The sequence below is a fragment of the Mucilaginibacter sp. genome (assembly GCF_964263795.1).
Taxonomy (GTDB): Bacteria; Bacteroidota; Bacteroidia; order Sphingobacteriales; family Sphingobacteriaceae; genus Mucilaginibacter.
In genome coordinates this window covers 58,734-76,952 of sequence record NZ_CAXVWK010000016.1, presented here as the reverse complement: position 1 = coordinate 76,952, position 18,219 = coordinate 58,734, and the positions used below count along the sequence as shown (strand labels likewise).

Annotated in this window: 19 protein-coding genes and 1 tRNA gene; 13 read left to right on the top strand and 7 right to left on the bottom strand. The window is 43.4% G+C overall.

Annotated elements, in window-relative coordinates:
- Positions 1-12 precede the first annotated feature (12 nt).
- Together ACE5CV_RS01785 and ACE5CV_RS01780 are read left to right on the top strand one after the other, a co-directional pair.
- On the top strand, positions 13-1,530 hold the full coding sequence (locus ACE5CV_RS01785) for a SusD/RagB family nutrient-binding outer membrane lipoprotein (RefSeq protein WP_374948435.1): 1,518 nt from the start codon (positions 13-15) through the stop codon (positions 1,528-1,530).
- Positions 1,531-1,739: 209 nt separating this feature from the next.
- Positions 1,740-2,672 carry a hypothetical protein gene (locus tag ACE5CV_RS01780; RefSeq protein ID WP_374948434.1) on the top strand — a complete coding sequence of 311 codons (933 nt, stop codon included), beginning with the start codon at positions 1,740-1,742 and terminating at the stop codon, positions 2,670-2,672.
- Positions 2,673-2,711: 39 nt separating this feature from the next.
- Here the strand turns inward: ACE5CV_RS01780 and ACE5CV_RS01775 are convergent, their stop codons facing one another.
- Together ACE5CV_RS01775 and ACE5CV_RS01770 are read right to left on the bottom strand one after the other, a co-directional pair.
- Entirely contained in the window at positions 2,712-3,119 is a 408-nt protein-coding gene (locus ACE5CV_RS01775; RefSeq protein ID WP_374948433.1) for a DoxX family protein, read from the bottom strand.
- Positions 3,120-3,140: 21 nt separating this feature from the next.
- The gene (locus ACE5CV_RS01770; protein WP_374948432.1) at positions 3,141-4,058 is read right to left on the bottom strand and encodes an LD-carboxypeptidase; all 918 of its coding nucleotides are present in this window, start codon (positions 4,056-4,058) and stop codon (positions 3,141-3,143) included.
- Between the two features lie 126 nt (positions 4,059-4,184).
- Here ACE5CV_RS01770 and metG point away from each other — a divergent pair, with 126 nt between their 5' ends.
- Complete coding sequence (gene metG / locus ACE5CV_RS01765) at positions 4,185-6,251, top strand: methionine--tRNA ligase (RefSeq protein WP_374948431.1); 2,067 nt, start codon at positions 4,185-4,187, stop codon at positions 6,249-6,251.
- A gap of 98 nt (positions 6,252-6,349) precedes the next feature.
- Positions 6,350-6,421: transfer RNA gene (locus tag ACE5CV_RS01760), tRNA-Arg, on the top strand.
- 117 nt (positions 6,422-6,538) lie between these two features.
- Here ACE5CV_RS01760 and ACE5CV_RS01755 read toward each other — a convergent pair.
- On the bottom strand, positions 6,539-7,135 hold the full coding sequence (locus ACE5CV_RS01755; protein ID WP_374948430.1) for a class I SAM-dependent methyltransferase: 597 nt from the start codon (positions 7,133-7,135) through the stop codon (positions 6,539-6,541).
- A 180-nt stretch (positions 7,136-7,315) separates the two neighbouring features.
- On the opposite strand from ACE5CV_RS01755, the gene ACE5CV_RS01750 reads away from it, so the two are divergent.
- Both ACE5CV_RS01750 and rlmF read left to right on the top strand, forming a co-directional pair.
- The gene (locus ACE5CV_RS01750; RefSeq protein WP_374948429.1) at positions 7,316-8,098 is read left to right on the top strand and encodes a class I SAM-dependent methyltransferase; all 783 of its coding nucleotides are present in this window, start codon (positions 7,316-7,318) and stop codon (positions 8,096-8,098) included.
- A 138-nt stretch (positions 8,099-8,236) separates the two neighbouring features.
- Entirely contained in the window at positions 8,237-9,157 is a 921-nt protein-coding gene (gene rlmF / locus ACE5CV_RS01745; protein ID WP_374948428.1) for a 23S rRNA (adenine(1618)-N(6))-methyltransferase RlmF, read from the top strand.
- A 67-nt stretch (positions 9,158-9,224) separates the two neighbouring features.
- Here the strand turns inward: rlmF and ACE5CV_RS01740 are convergent, their stop codons facing one another.
- From ACE5CV_RS01740 to ACE5CV_RS01730, 3 genes are all read right to left on the bottom strand, one after another.
- Positions 9,225-9,782 carry a DinB family protein gene (locus ACE5CV_RS01740; protein ID WP_374948427.1) on the bottom strand — a complete coding sequence of 186 codons (558 nt, stop codon included), beginning with the start codon at positions 9,780-9,782 and terminating at the stop codon, positions 9,225-9,227.
- A gap of 266 nt (positions 9,783-10,048) precedes the next feature.
- Entirely contained in the window at positions 10,049-10,840 is a 792-nt protein-coding gene (locus ACE5CV_RS01735; RefSeq protein ID WP_374948426.1) for an alpha/beta fold hydrolase, read from the bottom strand.
- A gap of 38 nt (positions 10,841-10,878) precedes the next feature.
- Entirely contained in the window at positions 10,879-11,865 is a 987-nt protein-coding gene (locus ACE5CV_RS01730) for a GlxA family transcriptional regulator (protein WP_374948425.1), read from the bottom strand.
- Positions 11,866-11,988: 123 nt separating this feature from the next.
- On the opposite strand from ACE5CV_RS01730, the gene ACE5CV_RS01725 reads away from it, so the two are divergent.
- From ACE5CV_RS01725 to ACE5CV_RS01700, 6 genes are all read left to right on the top strand, one after another.
- Positions 11,989-12,198, top strand: coding sequence for a hypothetical protein (locus tag ACE5CV_RS01725; protein WP_374948424.1), 210 nt, complete (start codon positions 11,989-11,991; stop codon positions 12,196-12,198).
- A gap of 13 nt (positions 12,199-12,211) precedes the next feature.
- Entirely contained in the window at positions 12,212-12,625 is a 414-nt protein-coding gene (locus tag ACE5CV_RS01720; protein WP_374948423.1) for a VOC family protein, read from the top strand.
- Between the two features lie 29 nt (positions 12,626-12,654).
- Complete coding sequence (locus ACE5CV_RS01715) at positions 12,655-13,035, top strand: DoxX family protein (RefSeq protein ID WP_374948422.1); 381 nt, start codon at positions 12,655-12,657, stop codon at positions 13,033-13,035.
- A gap of 3 nt (positions 13,036-13,038) precedes the next feature.
- A complete protein-coding gene (locus ACE5CV_RS01710) occupies positions 13,039-13,581 on the top strand; it encodes an SRPBCC family protein (protein ID WP_374948421.1) in 543 nt (180 codons plus the stop codon).
- A 77-nt stretch (positions 13,582-13,658) separates the two neighbouring features.
- The gene (locus ACE5CV_RS01705; protein ID WP_374948420.1) at positions 13,659-14,036 is read left to right on the top strand and encodes a DoxX family protein; all 378 of its coding nucleotides are present in this window, start codon (positions 13,659-13,661) and stop codon (positions 14,034-14,036) included.
- Between the two features lie 90 nt (positions 14,037-14,126).
- On the top strand, positions 14,127-14,573 hold the full coding sequence (locus ACE5CV_RS01700; protein WP_374948419.1) for a hypothetical protein: 447 nt from the start codon (positions 14,127-14,129) through the stop codon (positions 14,571-14,573).
- Positions 14,574-14,655: 82 nt separating this feature from the next.
- On the opposite strand, the gene ACE5CV_RS01695 is transcribed toward ACE5CV_RS01700, so the two are convergent.
- Positions 14,656-16,569, bottom strand: coding sequence for a beta-N-acetylhexosaminidase (locus ACE5CV_RS01695; protein WP_374948418.1), 1,914 nt, complete (start codon positions 16,567-16,569; stop codon positions 14,656-14,658).
- A gap of 226 nt (positions 16,570-16,795) precedes the next feature.
- Between ACE5CV_RS01695 and ACE5CV_RS01690 the strand changes: the two genes are divergently transcribed.
- Positions 16,796-18,190, top strand: a complete 1,395-nt coding sequence (locus tag ACE5CV_RS01690; protein WP_374948417.1) for a Gfo/Idh/MocA family protein — start codon at positions 16,796-16,798, stop codon at positions 18,188-18,190.
- The last annotated feature ends 29 nt before the right edge of the window (positions 18,191-18,219 follow it).

Genomic DNA, 18,219 nt, shown 5'->3' with positions numbered 1-18,219 from the left:
ATTTAAATTGAAATGAAAAATAAATATATATTTAGAGGATTACTTGTAGCAGCTATTGCTACTTTTACCTCAAGTTGTGAAAAGGACTTCTTAAATGTCAATACAAGTCCCAACAACCCAACAACAAGTACGCCGGCTTTAATACTGCCTAATGCGATCAATGTCGCTGGCACACAAGTAAATGGCACACTTAACGTTTTAGGTAACTTACTTAGCGGCAACTGGGGTCAAGCGCCAGACTTTTTATTCTATATTCCTCAGGAAACCTACACCATTACCCCAGGAACTTATGACGCTGTTTGGACCAATTTATATGCAAATTCATTAAAGAACTTGCAATATCTTACAGCCAATAGCGATCCTACTTTAAAGAACTATGTGGCTATAGGAAAAATTATGCAAGCATATGATTTCCAGTTGCTGGTAGATCTTTGGGGCGATGTTCCATTTACTGATGCATTGAAAGGTACAGCTGTATTAAATCCGAAGTACGACCCGGCAACTACTGTTTATGATAATGTGATTAAGTTAATCGATGATGGTATAGCATCTATTGACAACAATGCCATCAAACCAGGAGCAAATGATATCGTTTTTGGGTCATCTACAGCAACAGAAATGGATAACTGGAAGCGTTTTGCAAATACACTTAAATTACGGGTTTTGATTCGTCAGTCACGTGTATCTTCAAGGGCATCACAAGTAACCTCAGGTTTTACATCTTTAAACGGTGCAGCATATCTAGGTGCAGGCCAGAATGCTGCAGCTAACCCGGGTTATTTCAATCAGTCAGGTGAGTTTAGCCCTATCTATGCCTCTATTGGGTTTTCTGCTACTGGAGCTACAACAAGTAATTATCAGGCTACAAGAGGTACCGCTTTTGCGATTAATTTCTTAACTACAACTAACGATCCACGTCTGGCCCAACTGTACCGACCTACTCCAAATATCCCTACTGTATATAAGGGAGTTGTGGCAGGTTCAACAGCATCAACGGGCAACCGGTCAAACGATTTGTCTCCGGTTGGCCCTGGTATATTGAAAACGTCAGCAAACTCAGGTTTCGCCACACCGGCATATTTAATATCCGCATCAGAAAGTTATTTCTTACAAGCTGAAGCAGTTGTGAGAGGTTATACAACTGGGAATGCTCAAGCGTTATACAACGCGGGTATTGAAGAATCGTTTAAAGTATTAGGTTTAACTGCAGCGCAAGCACAAGCATACTATTCAACAAGTACTAATCCACTGATTAACTTTAGCCTTGCAACTAGCACTAATGACAAACTTGCTGCTATTGGTACGCAAAAATGGTTGTCGCTAAATGGTATCAACGGTATTGAAGCTTGGAATGAATATAGAAGGACTGGATATCCTACAGGAAATCCTATCCCAACGAATAGTCAGGCTGGTCCAGGCAAACGTCCTGTCAGGTTGCCTTATCCTCAAAATGAGCTTAATGCCAATCCATCAAACGTTCCGGCTATCGCGAACATATTTGATACAAGGATATTTTGGGATGTAGATTAATCCTTACTTATATAATTAAAAAACCGCCGAGCGTTAGCTATCGGCGGTTTTTTAATTTTCGGATCATGCGTACAGATTAATTTTACGTTGTATTTAAGAACGGTAACAATTTTGTTATTAATTTACATAGAGGTTGCTATCGTTTTAAACTATAGTTAACTTACGTTTTCAATCAGATAATTATGAGGAAAATTTGCGTAGCCGTGTGTATGGCATTAATGAGTAGTGTTGCGTTAGGCCAAACAACTGTGATAAGCGGTATCATTAAAGATCAACAGGGTAATGGAATACCGATGGCATTTGTACGTGATGTGAAACATAGTTATGGCACTTATAGCAATCTCAATGGTTTTTATTCCTTACAGGCCGACCCAACATCTATCCTACTGGCAAGTGCTTTGAACCATAAAGATAAGGCTGTAAAGATTGATAATAATTCAACTATCGATTTAACAATGGCCTCTGCGGACACGATTAAAACAACCATGGTAGGGTCAAAAATGATATCGGACGAATCTAAGCAGCAATCTGGTTTTTTCACGTCAAGCTTAGGTAACGTAAGTATCAGAACGCAGCAGGTTGAATCAGTTAAGGGTAGCCGTTACCTGTTCGTTTCTTGGGTACATGGTTTTGCCATTACAAAAAGTGATTCTATTATACAGAGTAATGATTACTTATGCAACTATGATAAAATTGATGGGAGTCTTTTATTTAGTCGAAATACCCGTGACGCTTTATTGGCTGATAAGAATCAAATAAAAAGTTTTACACTGGTTGATGACGGGGGTAAAAGTTACACTTATGCTTATAACGCGGCTATTAATTCTAACAAGTTTGTTGCAGTTATTACATCTGGTAATAAATATTCAATTTATAAAGACCTTAGCACACGATTTATAAAAGCCAATTATGTAACAAATGGTATTACGTCATCTGGTAACAACTATGATGAATATGTAGATGAAAACACTTATTATATAGCGAAAGCAGGAGGACAACCACAAAGGATTTCTTTACGTAAAAAATCAATTAAAAGCGCGCTTGCTGCTGATGCGCAACGAGTACAAGAATATATGGATGCGCAAACCGGTGAAATAGATGAAACTTACCTTGCCGGTTTGGGTGAGCAGTTGAATAAATAGATACGGGTCGGTTAATATCCGTGTTTTATAACGGCTTTTTTATTTCTTATCCAAACTATAACTGCCAGGCCCAACAAAAAATAAACCGGCAAACATAATAGCATCTTCAATTGCATGGGCTGCGCCGCTGATGCCATCCCCTTTGCCCAGGTGCATAGCCGCGGCTACAATAAGGTTTATCACCAGCAACAGGCATACTGGCCGGAAGATTAAGCCAAGTGCGATAAGCAAGCCACCAAGCGTTTCGACCACCGCGGCCAAAAAGCCCCACATTACCGGTAAAAAAGTGATGCCAACGTATTTTGTTGATGCACCCAGGCCTGCCCAACCCTCGGGCCCGCCCATCAGTTTAGGGAAACCGTGATACATAAACATTGCACCTAAACCAACCCTGATGAAAAGCAACCCAAAATTGCGGTGATTGCCTAATTTGCCTAAGTATGCCATATTGATTTTTGTTAGTGTTTACTAATAACTAATGTTAACCTGTTGAGTTTTAACAGACAGCTTTATTTTTTTGCCTAATACCAGGCTGCAGTTGTTAGGCAAGTGCCCCGCGGGAAAGTCGAAACACACTGGGTACGAATAATCTCCCACCACATCCATTACCATTTGTGGCAGCGTTTGGCCAAACGGGATCTCGTTGTCTTTCAAATCGGTAAAGCCACCAATAATCAGCCCCGCCAGATCTTTGAGCTTATTAGCTCTTTTCAGGCTGCGGAGCATTCTGTCTACCGCGTACAGATATTCGCCAACGTCTTCTAAAAAAAGCACTTTGCCGGCATAATCCATGTCAGATACCGAGCCGTTGATGGCGATGAGCAACGACAAATTGCCGCCTATCAGGATCCCTTCCCCGTCACCCAAACGGTTTAATGAATTTGGTTCGATCTGGTAGGCAAGCGGATCGCCAAATAGGGCCATCCTGAGCGTTTCTAACGAATAAGCAGATGCATCAGGTATATTGAGTGGCATTTGCCCGTGGATGCAGGGTAAAGCTAAATTAGCCAGCAGATGAGCGTGTAGCAGGGTAATATCGCTAAAGCCTATCAGCCACTTCGGGTTTTGAGCAAGCGGCGAAAAATCAACTTTATCCACTATCCGTATAGTGCCATACCCACCCCGTGCGGCAAAAATGGCTTTAATACTGTCGTCGTTGATGAATTTTTGCAGGTCGTTGGCACGAAGGTCGTCATCCCCGGCAAACTGGTGATAAGACGCGTTTACCGTATCGCCAAGTACAACTTCCAATCCCCAGGTGGTAAGCAAATTTACAGCATCTGTCATCGGGAAAGGCAGCTTTTTTGCCGGGCAGGTTATGGCAACCTTATCACCTTTTTTTAAGTAGGGTGGTATTAAAATATCCGAAAGTCCGGAAGTCGGCATAGGTTCGAAAGATTTAAGATCGTGAATAATTATTTGATAAGCTAACTTCCGGTCTTTCCGTCTTTTCTGACTTTCCGACTCACAACTAAAAACTTATCTTTGCAAATTAATAAACATCGCTGTTTAATGTCGCAACTTAACAAATATAAAAGATACACCATCACATCGGCGCTTCCGTATGCAAACGGGCCGCTGCACATTGGCCATTTGGCAGGCGCTTACCTGCCTGCAGATATTTTTGTAAGGTATTTGCGGCTGATGAAAAAGGATGTAGTGTACATTTGCGGTTCAGACGAGCACGGTGCAGCCATTACTATAAAGGCAAAAAAAGAGGGTACAACACCTCAGGCGATCATTGACAAGTACCATAACCAGATAAAAGGCAGTTTCGAAGAATTCGGCATTTCATTCGATATTTACCATCGTACATCATCAGTAATACATCATGATCTGTCTCAGGAGTTCTTCCTGAACTTGTATGAAAAGGGCGAATTTATTGAGAAGTATTCCGAGCAATATTACGATGAAGATTTTGACCAGTTTTTAGCCGACAGGTACATTACCGGTACCTGCCCGGTGTGCAGTTATGATAAGGCATATGGCGACCAGTGCGAAAACTGTGGCACATCTTTAAACCCAACAGACCTTATTGATCCGATATCAACACTGAGCCAAAAGAAGCCGGTGTTAAAACCTACAAAACACTGGTATTTGCCATTAGACAAGTATCAGCCGTGGTTAGAGAAATGGATAGATGAGAAAGAGGGCGAATGGAAAGTAAACGTGTTTGGGCAATGCCGTTCGTGGTTAAAATCGGGCTTGCAGCCACGCTCTATGACCCGCGACCTGGACTGGGGTATAGATGTACCTTTAGAAGAAGCAAAAGGAAAAAAGCTATACGTTTGGATGGATGCCCCAATTGGTTATATATCTGCCACTAAGCAATGGGCCATTGATAACGGTAAGGATTGGCAGCAATATTGGAAGAAACAAGCCAATACCGAAGACGATGCCTGCCTGATGCACTTTATTGGTAAGGATAACATTGTGTTTCACTGTATTATATTCCCTGCGATATTAAAAGCGCATGGCGACTACATACTTCCGCAAAATGTGCCTGCAAACGAATTCTTAAATTTGGAAGGTGATAAGCTTTCCACATCGCGTAATCATGCAGTTTGGTTGCACGAATACCTGAAAGAATTTCCGGGTAAGCAGGATGAACTGCGTTATGTACTTACTTCGATACTGCCAGAAACAAGCGACAGCGAATTTACCTGGAAAGATTACCAGGCACGTGTTAATAACGAACTGGTGGCTATTTTGGGTAACTACGTAAACCGCGTAATGATACTAATGCATAAGTATTACGGCGGCAAAGTAGAAAGTGATACCGCATCTATAAAGCTTACCGATACCAAAATAGATACTGAATTGGGCAGCCATTATGACGATTTGGGTAAAAACCTGGAGAGTTATCGTTTCCGTGCGGCAATGCAGAACGTGATGGATATAGCCCGCTTGGGCAATCGTTACCTGACCGAGCAGGAGCCATGGAAAGCCATCAAAAACGACCCTGCAGCTGCCAAAACTGCTCTACATAACAATTTAATACTGATAGGCCATTTGGCTACCTGCTTGCAACCATTTCTGCCTGCAACGGCGGCCAGGATCTTCGGGATGCTAAACGTGGATGCAGTTGCATTTGACCAGAAATTGGAATTTACCAACGGACATCAGCTTAATCCTGCCGCGCTCTTATTTGAAAAGGTGGAAGACGATGCTATAGATGCCCAGATCCAAAAACTCGCTGATAAAAAAGCAGCATCGGCCGCATCGGTAAAGCCGGTTGTTGCGCCTGCTAAGGCAAACATTACTTTTGACGATTTTGTGAGGATGGATATCCGTACAGGAACTATATTAACCGCAGAAAAGGTTGCTAAGACCAAAAAGCTGCTGAAGCTTACCATTGATACCGGCATAGATGAACGTACCGTAGTATCGGGTATTGCGGAGCATTACGAACCGGAGGCCATCATTGGCCAACAGGTAAGTATTTTAGTGAACCTGGAACCGCGCGAGATCAAGGGTATTATGAGCCAGGGCATGATCCTGATGGCGGAGAATGCCGAGGGAAAGTTAAGTTTTGTAGCCCCTGCCAACGATATGCCAAACGGGAGCGTAATCCGATAGATTCAAATTGGTTTGACTAACTCATTCAAAATTTGCACCTTTGCAGCAATTGACAGAAACGGAATTTAAATTTGTAAATCGTCAATCTAAAATAGAATGGTCCTGTAGTTCAACGGATAGAATAGAAGTTTCCTAAACTTTAGATATGAGTTCGATTCTCGTCAGGACCACTCAAAAATAAATCCTTCAGATGAAAATCTGGAGGATTTTTGCTGTCAACCTCTTTAAAGATTATTAATATAACAGATGTTGCTGTCCTTAAGACTCATAAGGCGCCTACCTATTCATCAGTCTTTTTTTATTTTGATGATGGCGAATTGGAAATTGTAATCGTAAGCCGGTATCGGCTTATCGATGTACTCGTAGGTAAACTTGCCATTGTCAAATAACGACAGGTGGATTGGGTTGTTGTAAATGATCACCGGGTCGCGGTCTGTAACCTTCAAAATATCGGTAATGAATTGGCTCATCATGTCTTCTTTAAAAGGGTTGTACAGGTAAAAAATGTTGCCCTCTTTAGGGAATTCATCGAAGATGTTAATACAGGTTATCTCGATATTTTTGTATTTGGCCAAACGCTTCTTGGTCTCTTCACCAACAACAGGATTAATTTCATATCCTATCATTTTATTTTTTAGGCCTTTATAAAGCAAATAACTAAACACCCGGCCCTTGCCGCAGCCAACATCAATGATAACATCATCGGGTTTAATGGTAAGGTGCTCAAAAAACATGATCTCGAGCTCCTCGTAATTAGTGCTCACCGTTTTAATAATGTGATCATTGTCTATACTGGCTATTTGCCCGGCCAAAAATTTGCGCTGCGTAAGTATGTCAATCTTAAACCGGTTAAACTGGCGGGTTAAATATTTGAGTATGTTCATGATACAAAAAACGGTTTGCAGTAAGTTGGGTTGAGCGTGAAGATATAAATCATTAATCAAATATCAAACCTTGAGGTTTTAATAGTTTGCAGCACTGAATTTGAGCAGTTTGCCGCCTATGCATTTGTTTTGTATCTTTCGGCTGAATAGTGTTCATGTGCTATTCTTAGCCCCCGTATCATGAAAACATCTACCCTGCCTTTAAAGAGGCAAATCCGGAGTTTGCTAAACTCCGGCATTAGGCAACTAATGCACTTAAAATATCCCCACAACAAAGGGTATTGCAACATTTGCGAAAAGCAAGTGGTATTTTATGAGGCCGGCCCATGGCTGCGCGACCAGTACCTTTGCAACAGTTGTTACTCTATACCGCGTAACAGGGCGCTTGTGCAATGCCTGAATATATTTTACCCCGCATGGAGGACAGCTAAATTACATGAATCATCGCCCGGCGGCCCATTGTCGGATTTTTTGAAAAAGAGCAATCCTAACTACACAGCATCCCATTATTATGATGATGTGCCACGGGGGGAATTTAAAGACGGTTACAGGTCTGAAGATATCTCGGCATTAACCCTTGAGGATAACAGCCTCGACCTGTTTGTATCATCTGATGTATTTGAACATGTAATAGCCCCGGAGCAGGCTTTCGCACAAATTGCCCGTGTATTGAAACAGGGTGGGGCGCATATTTTTTCGATGCCCTGGTACCCGCAACAGACAACTAGCGTAGCCCGTGCGCGAATGGCTAATGGCAAGATTGAAAACTTGCAGGAGCCGGTTTATCATGGCAACCCTATCAGCGAAGAAGGATCATTGGTTACTACTGACTGGGTCCGCGACTTTTGTGATATTATTTACAAAGCCAGCGGGTTGTATACCACCATCTATCTAGAGAAGAACCGGCAACTGGGTATAGACGGGCAGTTTTTAGAGATCTTTGTAAGCGTAAAGACGGGTTAGATTGGGCAACAGTTTTTTTAGGGAATTATAGAAGCCATCTATACGCGAGGCTTTAACGAAACCCAAATGACAAGACTTTAAAAATTTGGTTTAAATGTCCGTAATTAAGGATCAAGATACGGTAACTTTGTACATCATATGCCAGATATTCTTAACCAGCCACCCGACGATAAAGCTACATTGCATCCACGCAATGCGCACCGCAGCAGGTACAACTTTACTGCTCTTGTAAAAGCCATGCCATCACTCCGCGAGTATGTGGCCGAAAACAAGTTTCAAGATCTTTCTATCGATTTTAAAGATCCTGAAGCGATAAAGGCCTTAAACAAGGCATTGCTTAAACTGCATTATGGCATTGACCATTGGGACATTCCGGAAGGGTTTCTATGTCCGCCTATTCCCGGCCGGGCAGATTATATCCATTACATGGCCGACGTGCTGGCGTTAGGGAACAGCGGCAAAGTGCCTAAGGGCACTAAGGTAAAAGTACTGGATATTGGCGTAGGCGCTAATTGTATTTATCCGCTGATAGGTAACAAAACCTATGGCTGGTCTTTTGTTGGATCGGATGCTGATGACGCGGCCGTACGATCTGCCAGAAAGATCGTTGATGATAATAAGTTGCAGAACGATATTGAGATCTGCAAGCAAAATTCACCTTCAGAGATCTTTACAGGAATAATTAAGCCGGGCGAACACTTCGATTTTACTATGTGTAACCCGCCATTCCATGCCTCGTGGAAAGAGGCCGCAGCCGGCAGCCGCCGTAAATGGAATAATCTGGGTGCCGCCGAAAAAAGCGACCTGAATTTTGGAGGCCGCAACAACGAATTATGGTGCGAAGGCGGGGAAGCCCGTTTCCTAAACAAAATGATTAGCGAGAGCGTGCAATATGCCCAATCTGTAGGATGGTTCTCGTCGTTGATCTCCAAAAAAGAAACTCTTGCCGGTTGTTACAAATCGCTCGACTACTTTAAGGCTAAGGAGGTGAAAACTATCACCATGATGCAGGGCCAGAAAACCAGCCGCATCCTTGCCTGGACATTTATTGAAAAATAAACGGACGCCGGTTGGTTTGAACAGCGCTGTGTACCTGTGCGGGACACAGCGCTAATATAATGTATCTTTAGTACCTGTCCCAAAATGCAGGCGGCTCTATACCCAGCGCGCGCAGATAAACGTAACCCTGGCCACGGTGATGGATGTCGTTATCTATCAGGTAAAAGAGCATATCCCGTACGGTACTCTCATACATGCCAAAAGCCATTATCTTATTGTCAAATGTAGTCGCATCTATCTGCGGGAAGCAGCTGTTTATCTGCCCTGTCGCCTCATCCCAGGAATCCAGCATCTGCTGTTTGGTGGTCATCTTTACCTCTTTGTTAAAGTGGTTAAGTAGCGGGGTTGTTTCCCAGTCGCCTGTAGCTAACCCTTTGATCCCGGCACTTGCCAGGCCTATCATTTCGCCCGCAAGCTCACTGTAGGGGCGCATTCCGCCCACACTGAAGCTAAAAAGTTCTTGCTCGGGAAAGGCGGCCAAAACTTTACGGCCTAAGGTGCGGTGGCTTTGCCAGTGACTTAAAAAATATTCGGGGGTAATTAATTCGGTTTGTGCGGTTGTTGCGGTTGTGCTTGTGATGGTATATAGTTTTTTGTTTGTTGATACAAAGAAAATATGCAGCAATGACAACAGTATGTCAGCAGTAATTATCCAATATTAAATATTATTGAAAGTGCTTTTACAAGCTGTTTTTTGGAAGCAAGCATGCTACTTGCGGAGCTTATGTTGTAGAACATCAATTATTTAGTATTGGGCATAGGCTTGCTGCTGTTTCTTGGCCTTATAATTTGGCTGGTGATGCTCGACCGCAGCGATGAAAAGGATTATGGAAAAGATGAGTTCGATTCATGATTAATAGATCTTAGAGACCTCAAGAAGTTAGCCGGAAGTTAGTCAATTAAAAATTCATTCACCATGTCCACAAATAAATCTGGTATTTTACTTTCTGGTTTAGGCAGGTACGCTTCGCCAATGTAGCTTCCATGTGTACCGGGCAGCACTGCCATCTGCCCTTTCGGGAAAAGACGGCTCATTTTTGCAGCATGCTCCGGCGTGGGCAAGTCCTGGTTGCCAATTACTACAAAAGTTGGCGCTGTGATAGACTTGAGTTGCTCATCCGTCCAGCCCGTAAAATTATGCATGCGCTCCACATCCTTATTGAACATGTTCATTAAGCCCTCGGCAGTGCCTATCTTTAAATATTCATCTTTATAAACCTGTGGCATATACTTAAAATCGGGTTGCTCAAAGCCTTTCCAAAATTCGGGCGATACCGCGTCCCGACTGTAAAATGCTGAAGCAATAACTAACTTGCGCACTTTATTCGCATGGCGTAAACCCAGTTCGATACAGGTTTGCCCGCCATTGCTGAAGCCTAGAAAGTCAGCCGTGTTGATTTTTAATTGTGTAAGCAGTTCGGCAATATCATCTGCATCCTGAGTAAAGGTTTCAGGTGCGTTGCGGTCGCCGGTGTGGCCATGTGCCTGCAGCTCAACTGCAATTACCTGATGCGTTTTTGCAAACTGGGGCATAATGCGGCTAAAATTTGTTTTAATGGTCGATCCGCCGCCATGTATTAACACAAGCGGGCTGCCGCTGCCATGTACTTCGTAATACATTTTGATACCGTTAACCTGCGTATATTTGCCGTTTGTTTGAGCCTGTGTGTTTAATGTTGTCATAAAAAAAAGAATAAATATTATTGTTAAAGATTTCATGATTACGCTGCCGCAACGGCATCCTTATTATATTTGTTACGGTACTCCACAGGCGATAAACCGGTAATTTTTTTGAAGATCATCCTAAAGGCTTTCGTATCAGTATATCCAACGTTGTACATCACTTCGTTAACGTTTTCGCGAATAGTTTCCAGGCTCATTTTAGCGGCTTCGATACGTACGCGCTGCATGTACTCTACAACGGTGTTCGAGGTTGCCTTTTTAAAACGCCGTTCCAGGTGGCGGCGGCTTAAGGCCAGCATAGATGCTAGGGCATCTACCGTTATCTTGTCCGCATAGTTGCTCTCAATAAACTCCTGCGCCTTTTTGATCACCGTGTCCTCATGATCTTTTTGACCCTGGAAAATAATAAAGGGCGACTGGCTATTGCGCTCTATATCTATCTCGAACATTTTTGAGGATTTGATAGCCGCATCCCGGCCCGCAAATTTCTCAACCAAGTATAGCAGCAGGTTTAATGAAGAATATGCGCCGCCGCTGGTGTAGATGCCGCCTTCGTCTGTAATGATCTTGTAAGGCATCAGGTTAACATCGGGGTACATCTTCCTGAAGTCATCTGCAGCCAGCCAGTGAGTGGTACAGCTGCGGCCTTTAAGCAAGCCGGTAGCCGCAAGCAAAAACGCGCCGATGCAAAGTGATACTACTTCGGCACCGCCTTTATATTGTTTAACTATCCATGGCAAAAAAGCAGCATTGGCGGCCAAAACTTTGTTTGGGTCGCCATGTACGGCCGGGATGATGATCAGGTCGCTTTTAAAAACACCTTGCAGGGTATGATCAGGTTTTATAGAGAACAAGCCATTGCTAAGCGTGGTTTCGTTACGCAAGCCTACCAGCTGAATTTTAAACAGAGGCGGCCGCTGTACCCGTTCCAACGCCTCGTTTACCTTTGAAAACATTTTGTGGGCAGCTTCAATATTACTTAAACTGGTTTCGCCTTCAGGTATCAAAATAGATATGTGTTTCATAGTTGTAAATTTAACGCGGAATACGGTCGCAATCAACCCCTTAGATTGTCGTAATTACACCCTGAAAAATATATAAAAGGCTGCAACTTTGTATGCCGGCTAATAAGTAAAGTGTTTATGATTATGGTAGAGGTTTTCAAAACGAATGTTAAAGGACAGCGTGCCGCTAAAAAGATCATTAATCTGCTTAACCAAAACTGGCCCGTATGCCGTATCAATTTTGACCTTGAAGATTGCGATAGAGTGTTAAGGATAGAAGGTAATGATTTTTGTACCAACCGCATCATTGAACTACTTAAATTGAACGGACACCATTGCGAAATTTTAAACTAATCACTAAATAATCATGAAAAAGATCAGCGCGTACATCAATTTTAACAATAACAACTGCCGTGAGGCTATGACCTTTTATAAAGAATGCCTTGGCGGCGATCTTAGTCTGATTGTAGTAAAAGAGTCGCCAATGGCATCGATGTTCCCGGAGTCAGTTCAGGATACGATTTTGCACGCCGACCTGAAGTTAGGCGAGTTTAACCTGCTTGGATCAGATATGCAGGATACCAGCGTGAAAGAAAAAACCGGTGGGCAGGTATCACTAACTCTTACCGTTGGCAGCAAGGCCGAAATGCAGGAAGTATTCAGCAAGCTTGCCGAACGCGGATCTGTAACGCATGAGCCATCTACATTTTTTGCAGGCACTATGGGTAATGTGGTAGACAGATTCGGTATCCGATGGGGTGTATTTACTGACGAGAAATAACTAACTTAACATCGCCAAACCAGCCTGTCATGCAACCAAAAGCCGTAAGGATTATTTACTGGGTTTTAACCATCTTATTTGTGCTTTTTATGGCCATGGACGGTGGTGCGGGTATAGCTCGTGAAAAAACCGGGCAGGATGTTATGAAGCATCTTGGTTATCCCGTTTATGTAATGATTATAACAGGCATTTTTAAAGTATTAGGTGCAATAGCTATTGCGCAAAATAGTTTGAAAACTATAAAGGAATGGGCCTTCGCCGGTTTCTTTATCAACTTTGTAGGGGCATTTGCTTCGAGGGCTTTTGTTGGCGATGAATTAAGCTTACTGATATTACCCCTTGTTATGCTGTCGGTGATGTTTGTGGTGTATTATTTCTGGAAGAGATACGAATCCCTAAAAACCACATAGATCATGGATACATTACTTACTATATTGGGCATCATCGTTGGTATTGTAGTAGTGGTAGCAATACTTGCTGCTGTGGCTCCTAAAGCTTATAGCGTGCAGCGCAGCGTAGTTATTGATAAGCCATGCCAGCAGGTTTTTGAATATGTTAAATACCTGCGCAACCAGGATAACTATAGTAAATGGGTAATGACCGACCCAAACAAACGTATGACCTATAATGGTACCGACGGCACCTGTGGTTACAGCAGCGCCTGGGACAGCGATGTGAAACAGGCAGGCAAGGGCGTACAGACGATTGAAAACATTGTAGATGGAGAGCGGATTGATATACGCGTTGTTTTTATAAAACCTTTTGCCGGCGCGGCCGATACTTACATAGCTACTACGCCCGTAACCGACAATACCACATCTGTAACCTGGAATTTCGACAGCAAAATGCCGTATCCGATGAATATGATGCTGCTGTTTATCAACATGGAAAAAATGTTGGGTGCCGATATGAACGAAAGCCTGGCCAATCTGAAACGTGTGGTAGAGAAACTTTAAATTTGTAACTTTAACACTGACAGCTTTTTGTAGAATATCAATATTAGCTAAATACTCTAAACCTTAAACAAATAATTATGAAAATCGCAATGATTATCGTCCGAACTCTTATGGGGCTTTTCCTACTTTTTGCCTCGATAAGTTATTTCTTTAACCTGGTAAAGCCAACCACGCCTCCACCGCCGGCAACCGTGACCTACATGAACGGATTGGCAGTAGTTCATTTAATGCCAATTGTTAAAGGCATTGAATTGATTTGCGGGCTACTGTTGGTTATAGGCAGATTTGCGGCGCTGGCTACTGTTGTTATATTTCCTATCACTGTAAACATCCTGTTGCTGCACATCTATGCTGATCCGGCTAATATCGGCGGCAGCATAATTTTGCTTGTATTTAATTTGTTTATGGCCTATTATTACCGTAAAAATTACGCTCCTATATTCGCGGTTAAATAATATGTAACATCCTGATATTTAAACGGCGCAAAGATGTCTTTGCGCCGTTTGTGTTTAAGTTTGGGTTGTTGTTATTAATATCTTTAAACTATGCAAAAATTAGCTTTTTTTGTTATTTTCCTTTCTCTTTTGTCAACTGGTCCGGCAAGGCGTCATCATGTCAAACACAATGCTGCAGAACCTGTCCCGGCCTTTTTAAAAGGCAGCTTTACCGACGACTATGGCATTAAGTATACCATAAACGATACCCTTTGGATACAGCACCCACGCAGCCGGTTTCACATTATTAAGTGGAACATTAAAGATCAGTATCTAATAGCCCGTAACGACGATGGTAACCCCGGTGAAGGCGGCCTTTACACACGTATAGATTTTATGCAATTCACGGGTATGGAACCATGGCGCTGGGGCTTTTGCCTCACCGCCTACGATGCCAAAACGGATGCCATTGCCGAAGCTACAGCCAAAGCTGATCGGCAAAACCCCAAAAAAGGTTGTAACGGGTTTCCGTTTTCGAGAATGAAGAAGGTGGAATAGATGAATCGCGGCGACATATCAGCTTAAATCCATAACAACAAAAAAGCCGCACCTTACGGCGCGGCTTATAGTAGCAAACTGCTTATTGCATATTTGGATTCCCGGCTCTTTTGTTTAGTTCGGCAACCGGCATGGTTACCATGCGCCCGATAGGTTTGCCGTTTTTGTAGGTGATTACCCTGAACTGGGTTGCATCAACAGGCACCGTTAAAATGCCGGTGTATTTTGGATAAAAATTATCCGGATAAGAGTTGTCAAAGCTGTAATAGATGTCAAGTCCCGGTACTTCGGTGGTTAATTCAACATTCAGGCGTTTATCAGCAGCGCGGCTGGCCTTAAAGATCGGGTCGTATACGCTTGGCGCATATTTGATCTGTGCTTCGTTAAACCTGTCGAAATGTTTTTCAACCTTGGTAAAAAATGTCTGAAAATTCTTTTTCTCTTTAGGTGACCATACCGATTCTGCAACGGCAAACCCACGTGGCCAGGTCATGTATTCAGCCTGGCGAATATTGTACACTTGTTCGGTCCAAAGATTAGCTTGCCCACCTTTGATATATTTAGCAACGGCGCCTTCTGGTACAGGCTCAAATTCGTAAGTTTTGCTTAAGCGTAACGTTGCATAAACCACCGGCTCCATTATCCTGTCGCTTTGCATATAGTCCAGGTAAACGTAGGCGGTTGGGCTCATCACCACTTCGTGGCCTGATTTACTTGCTTCAACGCCATATTGAATGCCTCTCCAGCTCATTAAAGCCGCGTTAGGACCAATGCCGCCTTCCAGTATTTCATCCCAGCCCATGAATTTTTTACCTTTCGATTCTACGATTTTTTCTACCCGTTTTTCAAAGTAGCTTTGCACCTCTTCCATGTTCTTGAGGTTTTCTTTGGCCATCAGGGCTTTTACCTCGGCACTTTGTTCCCAAAAGTTTTTAGCGCACTCATCGCCACCCATATGGATGTACTGGAACGGGAACAGGCTGGCAACCTCGCCGATCACTTTATCCAAAAACTGGTAGGTATATTCGCCAGCAGGGTTTAGGGTGTTGTCAACCAACGCCGGGTGGCCTGGTTTAGACCAGTCCATGATCTGCTCGCCTGAGCGTACAACGTATTTATCGGCACCAGGGGTAGCCGAAAGTTCGGGATACGATGCAACCGCAGCAAGGCTGTGGCCGGGTACATCAATCTCCGGCATAATATCAACAAAACGGTACTTAGCATACTTTACCAGCTCGCGGATATCGTCCTGCGTGTAAAAGCCACCGTAATTACGGGGCTCATCAGCGGTTGGCTGGGTAAAGTTGCCAAAGCTGCCTTCGCGTTTTACGTTATAGGCGCCAACGGTGGTTAGTTTTGGCAGGCTTTTTATTTCTATGCGCCAGCCTTCATCATCCACAAGGTGCAGGTGAAGCAAGTTGAATTTGTACATAGCCATGTGGTCAATGTAGCTCATCACCTCTTTTTTGGTAAAGAAGTGGCGCGATACATCAAACATTAGTCCCCTCCAGCCAAACCTTGGGTAATCGGTAACGTCAACAACCGGCATGGTCCATTTTACATTCCGGGCAACTACTTTGCCCTCAATTTCTTTCGGCAACAGCTGCAACATCGATTGTACACCGTAGTATAATCCCTGCGCGGTATTGGCTGTTATAGAAATGCCTTTAGGTTTTACACTTAGGTAATAACCTTCTTTGCCAATAACGGCATCGTTGTTCTTGTTAAGGTTAAGCTTGATAACGGCTGCAGGCGCTACCGCTTTAACGATAACCATTTTACCTGTAGCGGTCGAAAATTTATTCTTAATAACGTCCAGCACGTTGTTCATTTCAGGTGTACTGGCCGCTTGTACGGTAATTGCAGTAGGCAAGGTGTACTGGCCGGTGTGCGTAGTGATCTTTACCGGTTCAGGAATTATGGCTATGCTGGTTGCCTGGCTATAGGCCAGGGCAGATAACAGGCAGCCGCACATCAATAAGGATAATTTTTTCATTTGACAGAACGATTTGATTGGTTTATAAAATGGCTTACAGCATGCAATTTATAACTTTTTAAATAATATTAAAAAGTTTTTTATACTTAAAAAGCTACTTATGTAAAGCGCTGGCTATTAATGTTAAGAAAAATATTTTCTTTTTGTTTTTTTAATTAAATTGCCATCACAAACCTCTTGCGGCACCTGCTGCACAAACCAATTTTAAAGCTTAATTAATTTAACCATGTCAACCGACCGTAGGAAATTTTTAAAACACCTGGGCACTTCTGTGTTGCTCAGTTCTGCTTCGCTCACCAGCCTGGCCGCCAAAGAAGAACATGAAATTAGGACCCTAAGTGCACAAAAGCGCGTTGGCCCTAACGATAAGATCCGTATTGCTACCATTGGCATGGGTATTATGGGCTTTAATGATACACGTGCTGCCTTGAGCGTTCCGGGTGTTGAGCTTGTTGCCGCCTGCGATCTGTATAAAGGCCGGTTAGACCGCGCTAAAGAAGTGTATGGCGCAAACCTTTTTACTACAATGGATTACCGCGATATACTGGAGCGTAAGGATGTAGATGCCGTAATTATTGCTACCAGCGACAATTGGCACAGCCAGATCTCGATCGATGCCATGCACAAAGGGAAAGCCGTATATAGCGAAAAGCCAATGGTGCACCAGATAAGCCAGGGACTTGGAGAGATACAGGTGCAAAAAGAAACGAAGATGGTTTTCCAGGTAGGCAGTCAGCGCATTAGCAGTATTGCGTATAAAAAAGCTAAAGAAATGTACGATGCAGGTGCTATTGGTAAGATCAACTCTATCGAAGCATCGTTTAACCGCCAGGATGCTTTGGGCGCATGGCAATATACTATCCCTACAGATGGTAATATCCAGAATGTAGATTGGTCGCGTTTTCAGGCAAACGCAAAAGTTAAGCACGATTTTGATCAGAAGCGCTTTTTCCGCTGGAGGAATTACCGCGAGTACGGTACCGGCGTTGCCGGCGACCTTTTTGTGCATTTGCTAACCGGTATCCATTACATTACAGGGTCTAAAGGGCCCGAGCGCATCTATTCCATTGGCGACCTGGCATATTGGAAGGATGGCCGTAACGTGCCGGATGTGATGAGCGCCGTTGTACATTATGGCGAAACCAAAGAACACCCTGCATTCCAGGTAACTTTAAGGGTTAATTTTATCAGCGGCGAGGGCGACCGTACTGTTACTAAAATTGTAGGTTCGGAGGGGGTGATGGATCTGGGCGGCGAAGGTGACAGCTTTACCATCCGCAACAGCAAAATGGCCGAAGCGCCGGGTATTGGCGGCTGGGATTCGTTTTTTACTTATACCGAAGCGCAGCAAAAACAACTGATGGACGATTATAATAAACGCTGGAACGAAACGCAGCGCATGCGCCCTAAATTCGAACCGATAACCTACCGTGCACCACAGGGATACAACGCATCTAACGAGCACTTTGCCAACTTTATGGATGCTGTAAGGAACGGCACACCAGTGGTTGAGGATGCCGTATTTGGTTTCCGCGCGGCAGCCCCAGCCTTGCTTTGTAACGACAGCTACTTTAACAACAAGGTAATCAACTGGGATCCGGCGAATATGAAGATCGTTTAAACCTGAACTTTTGATTTAATTTTAGGCCC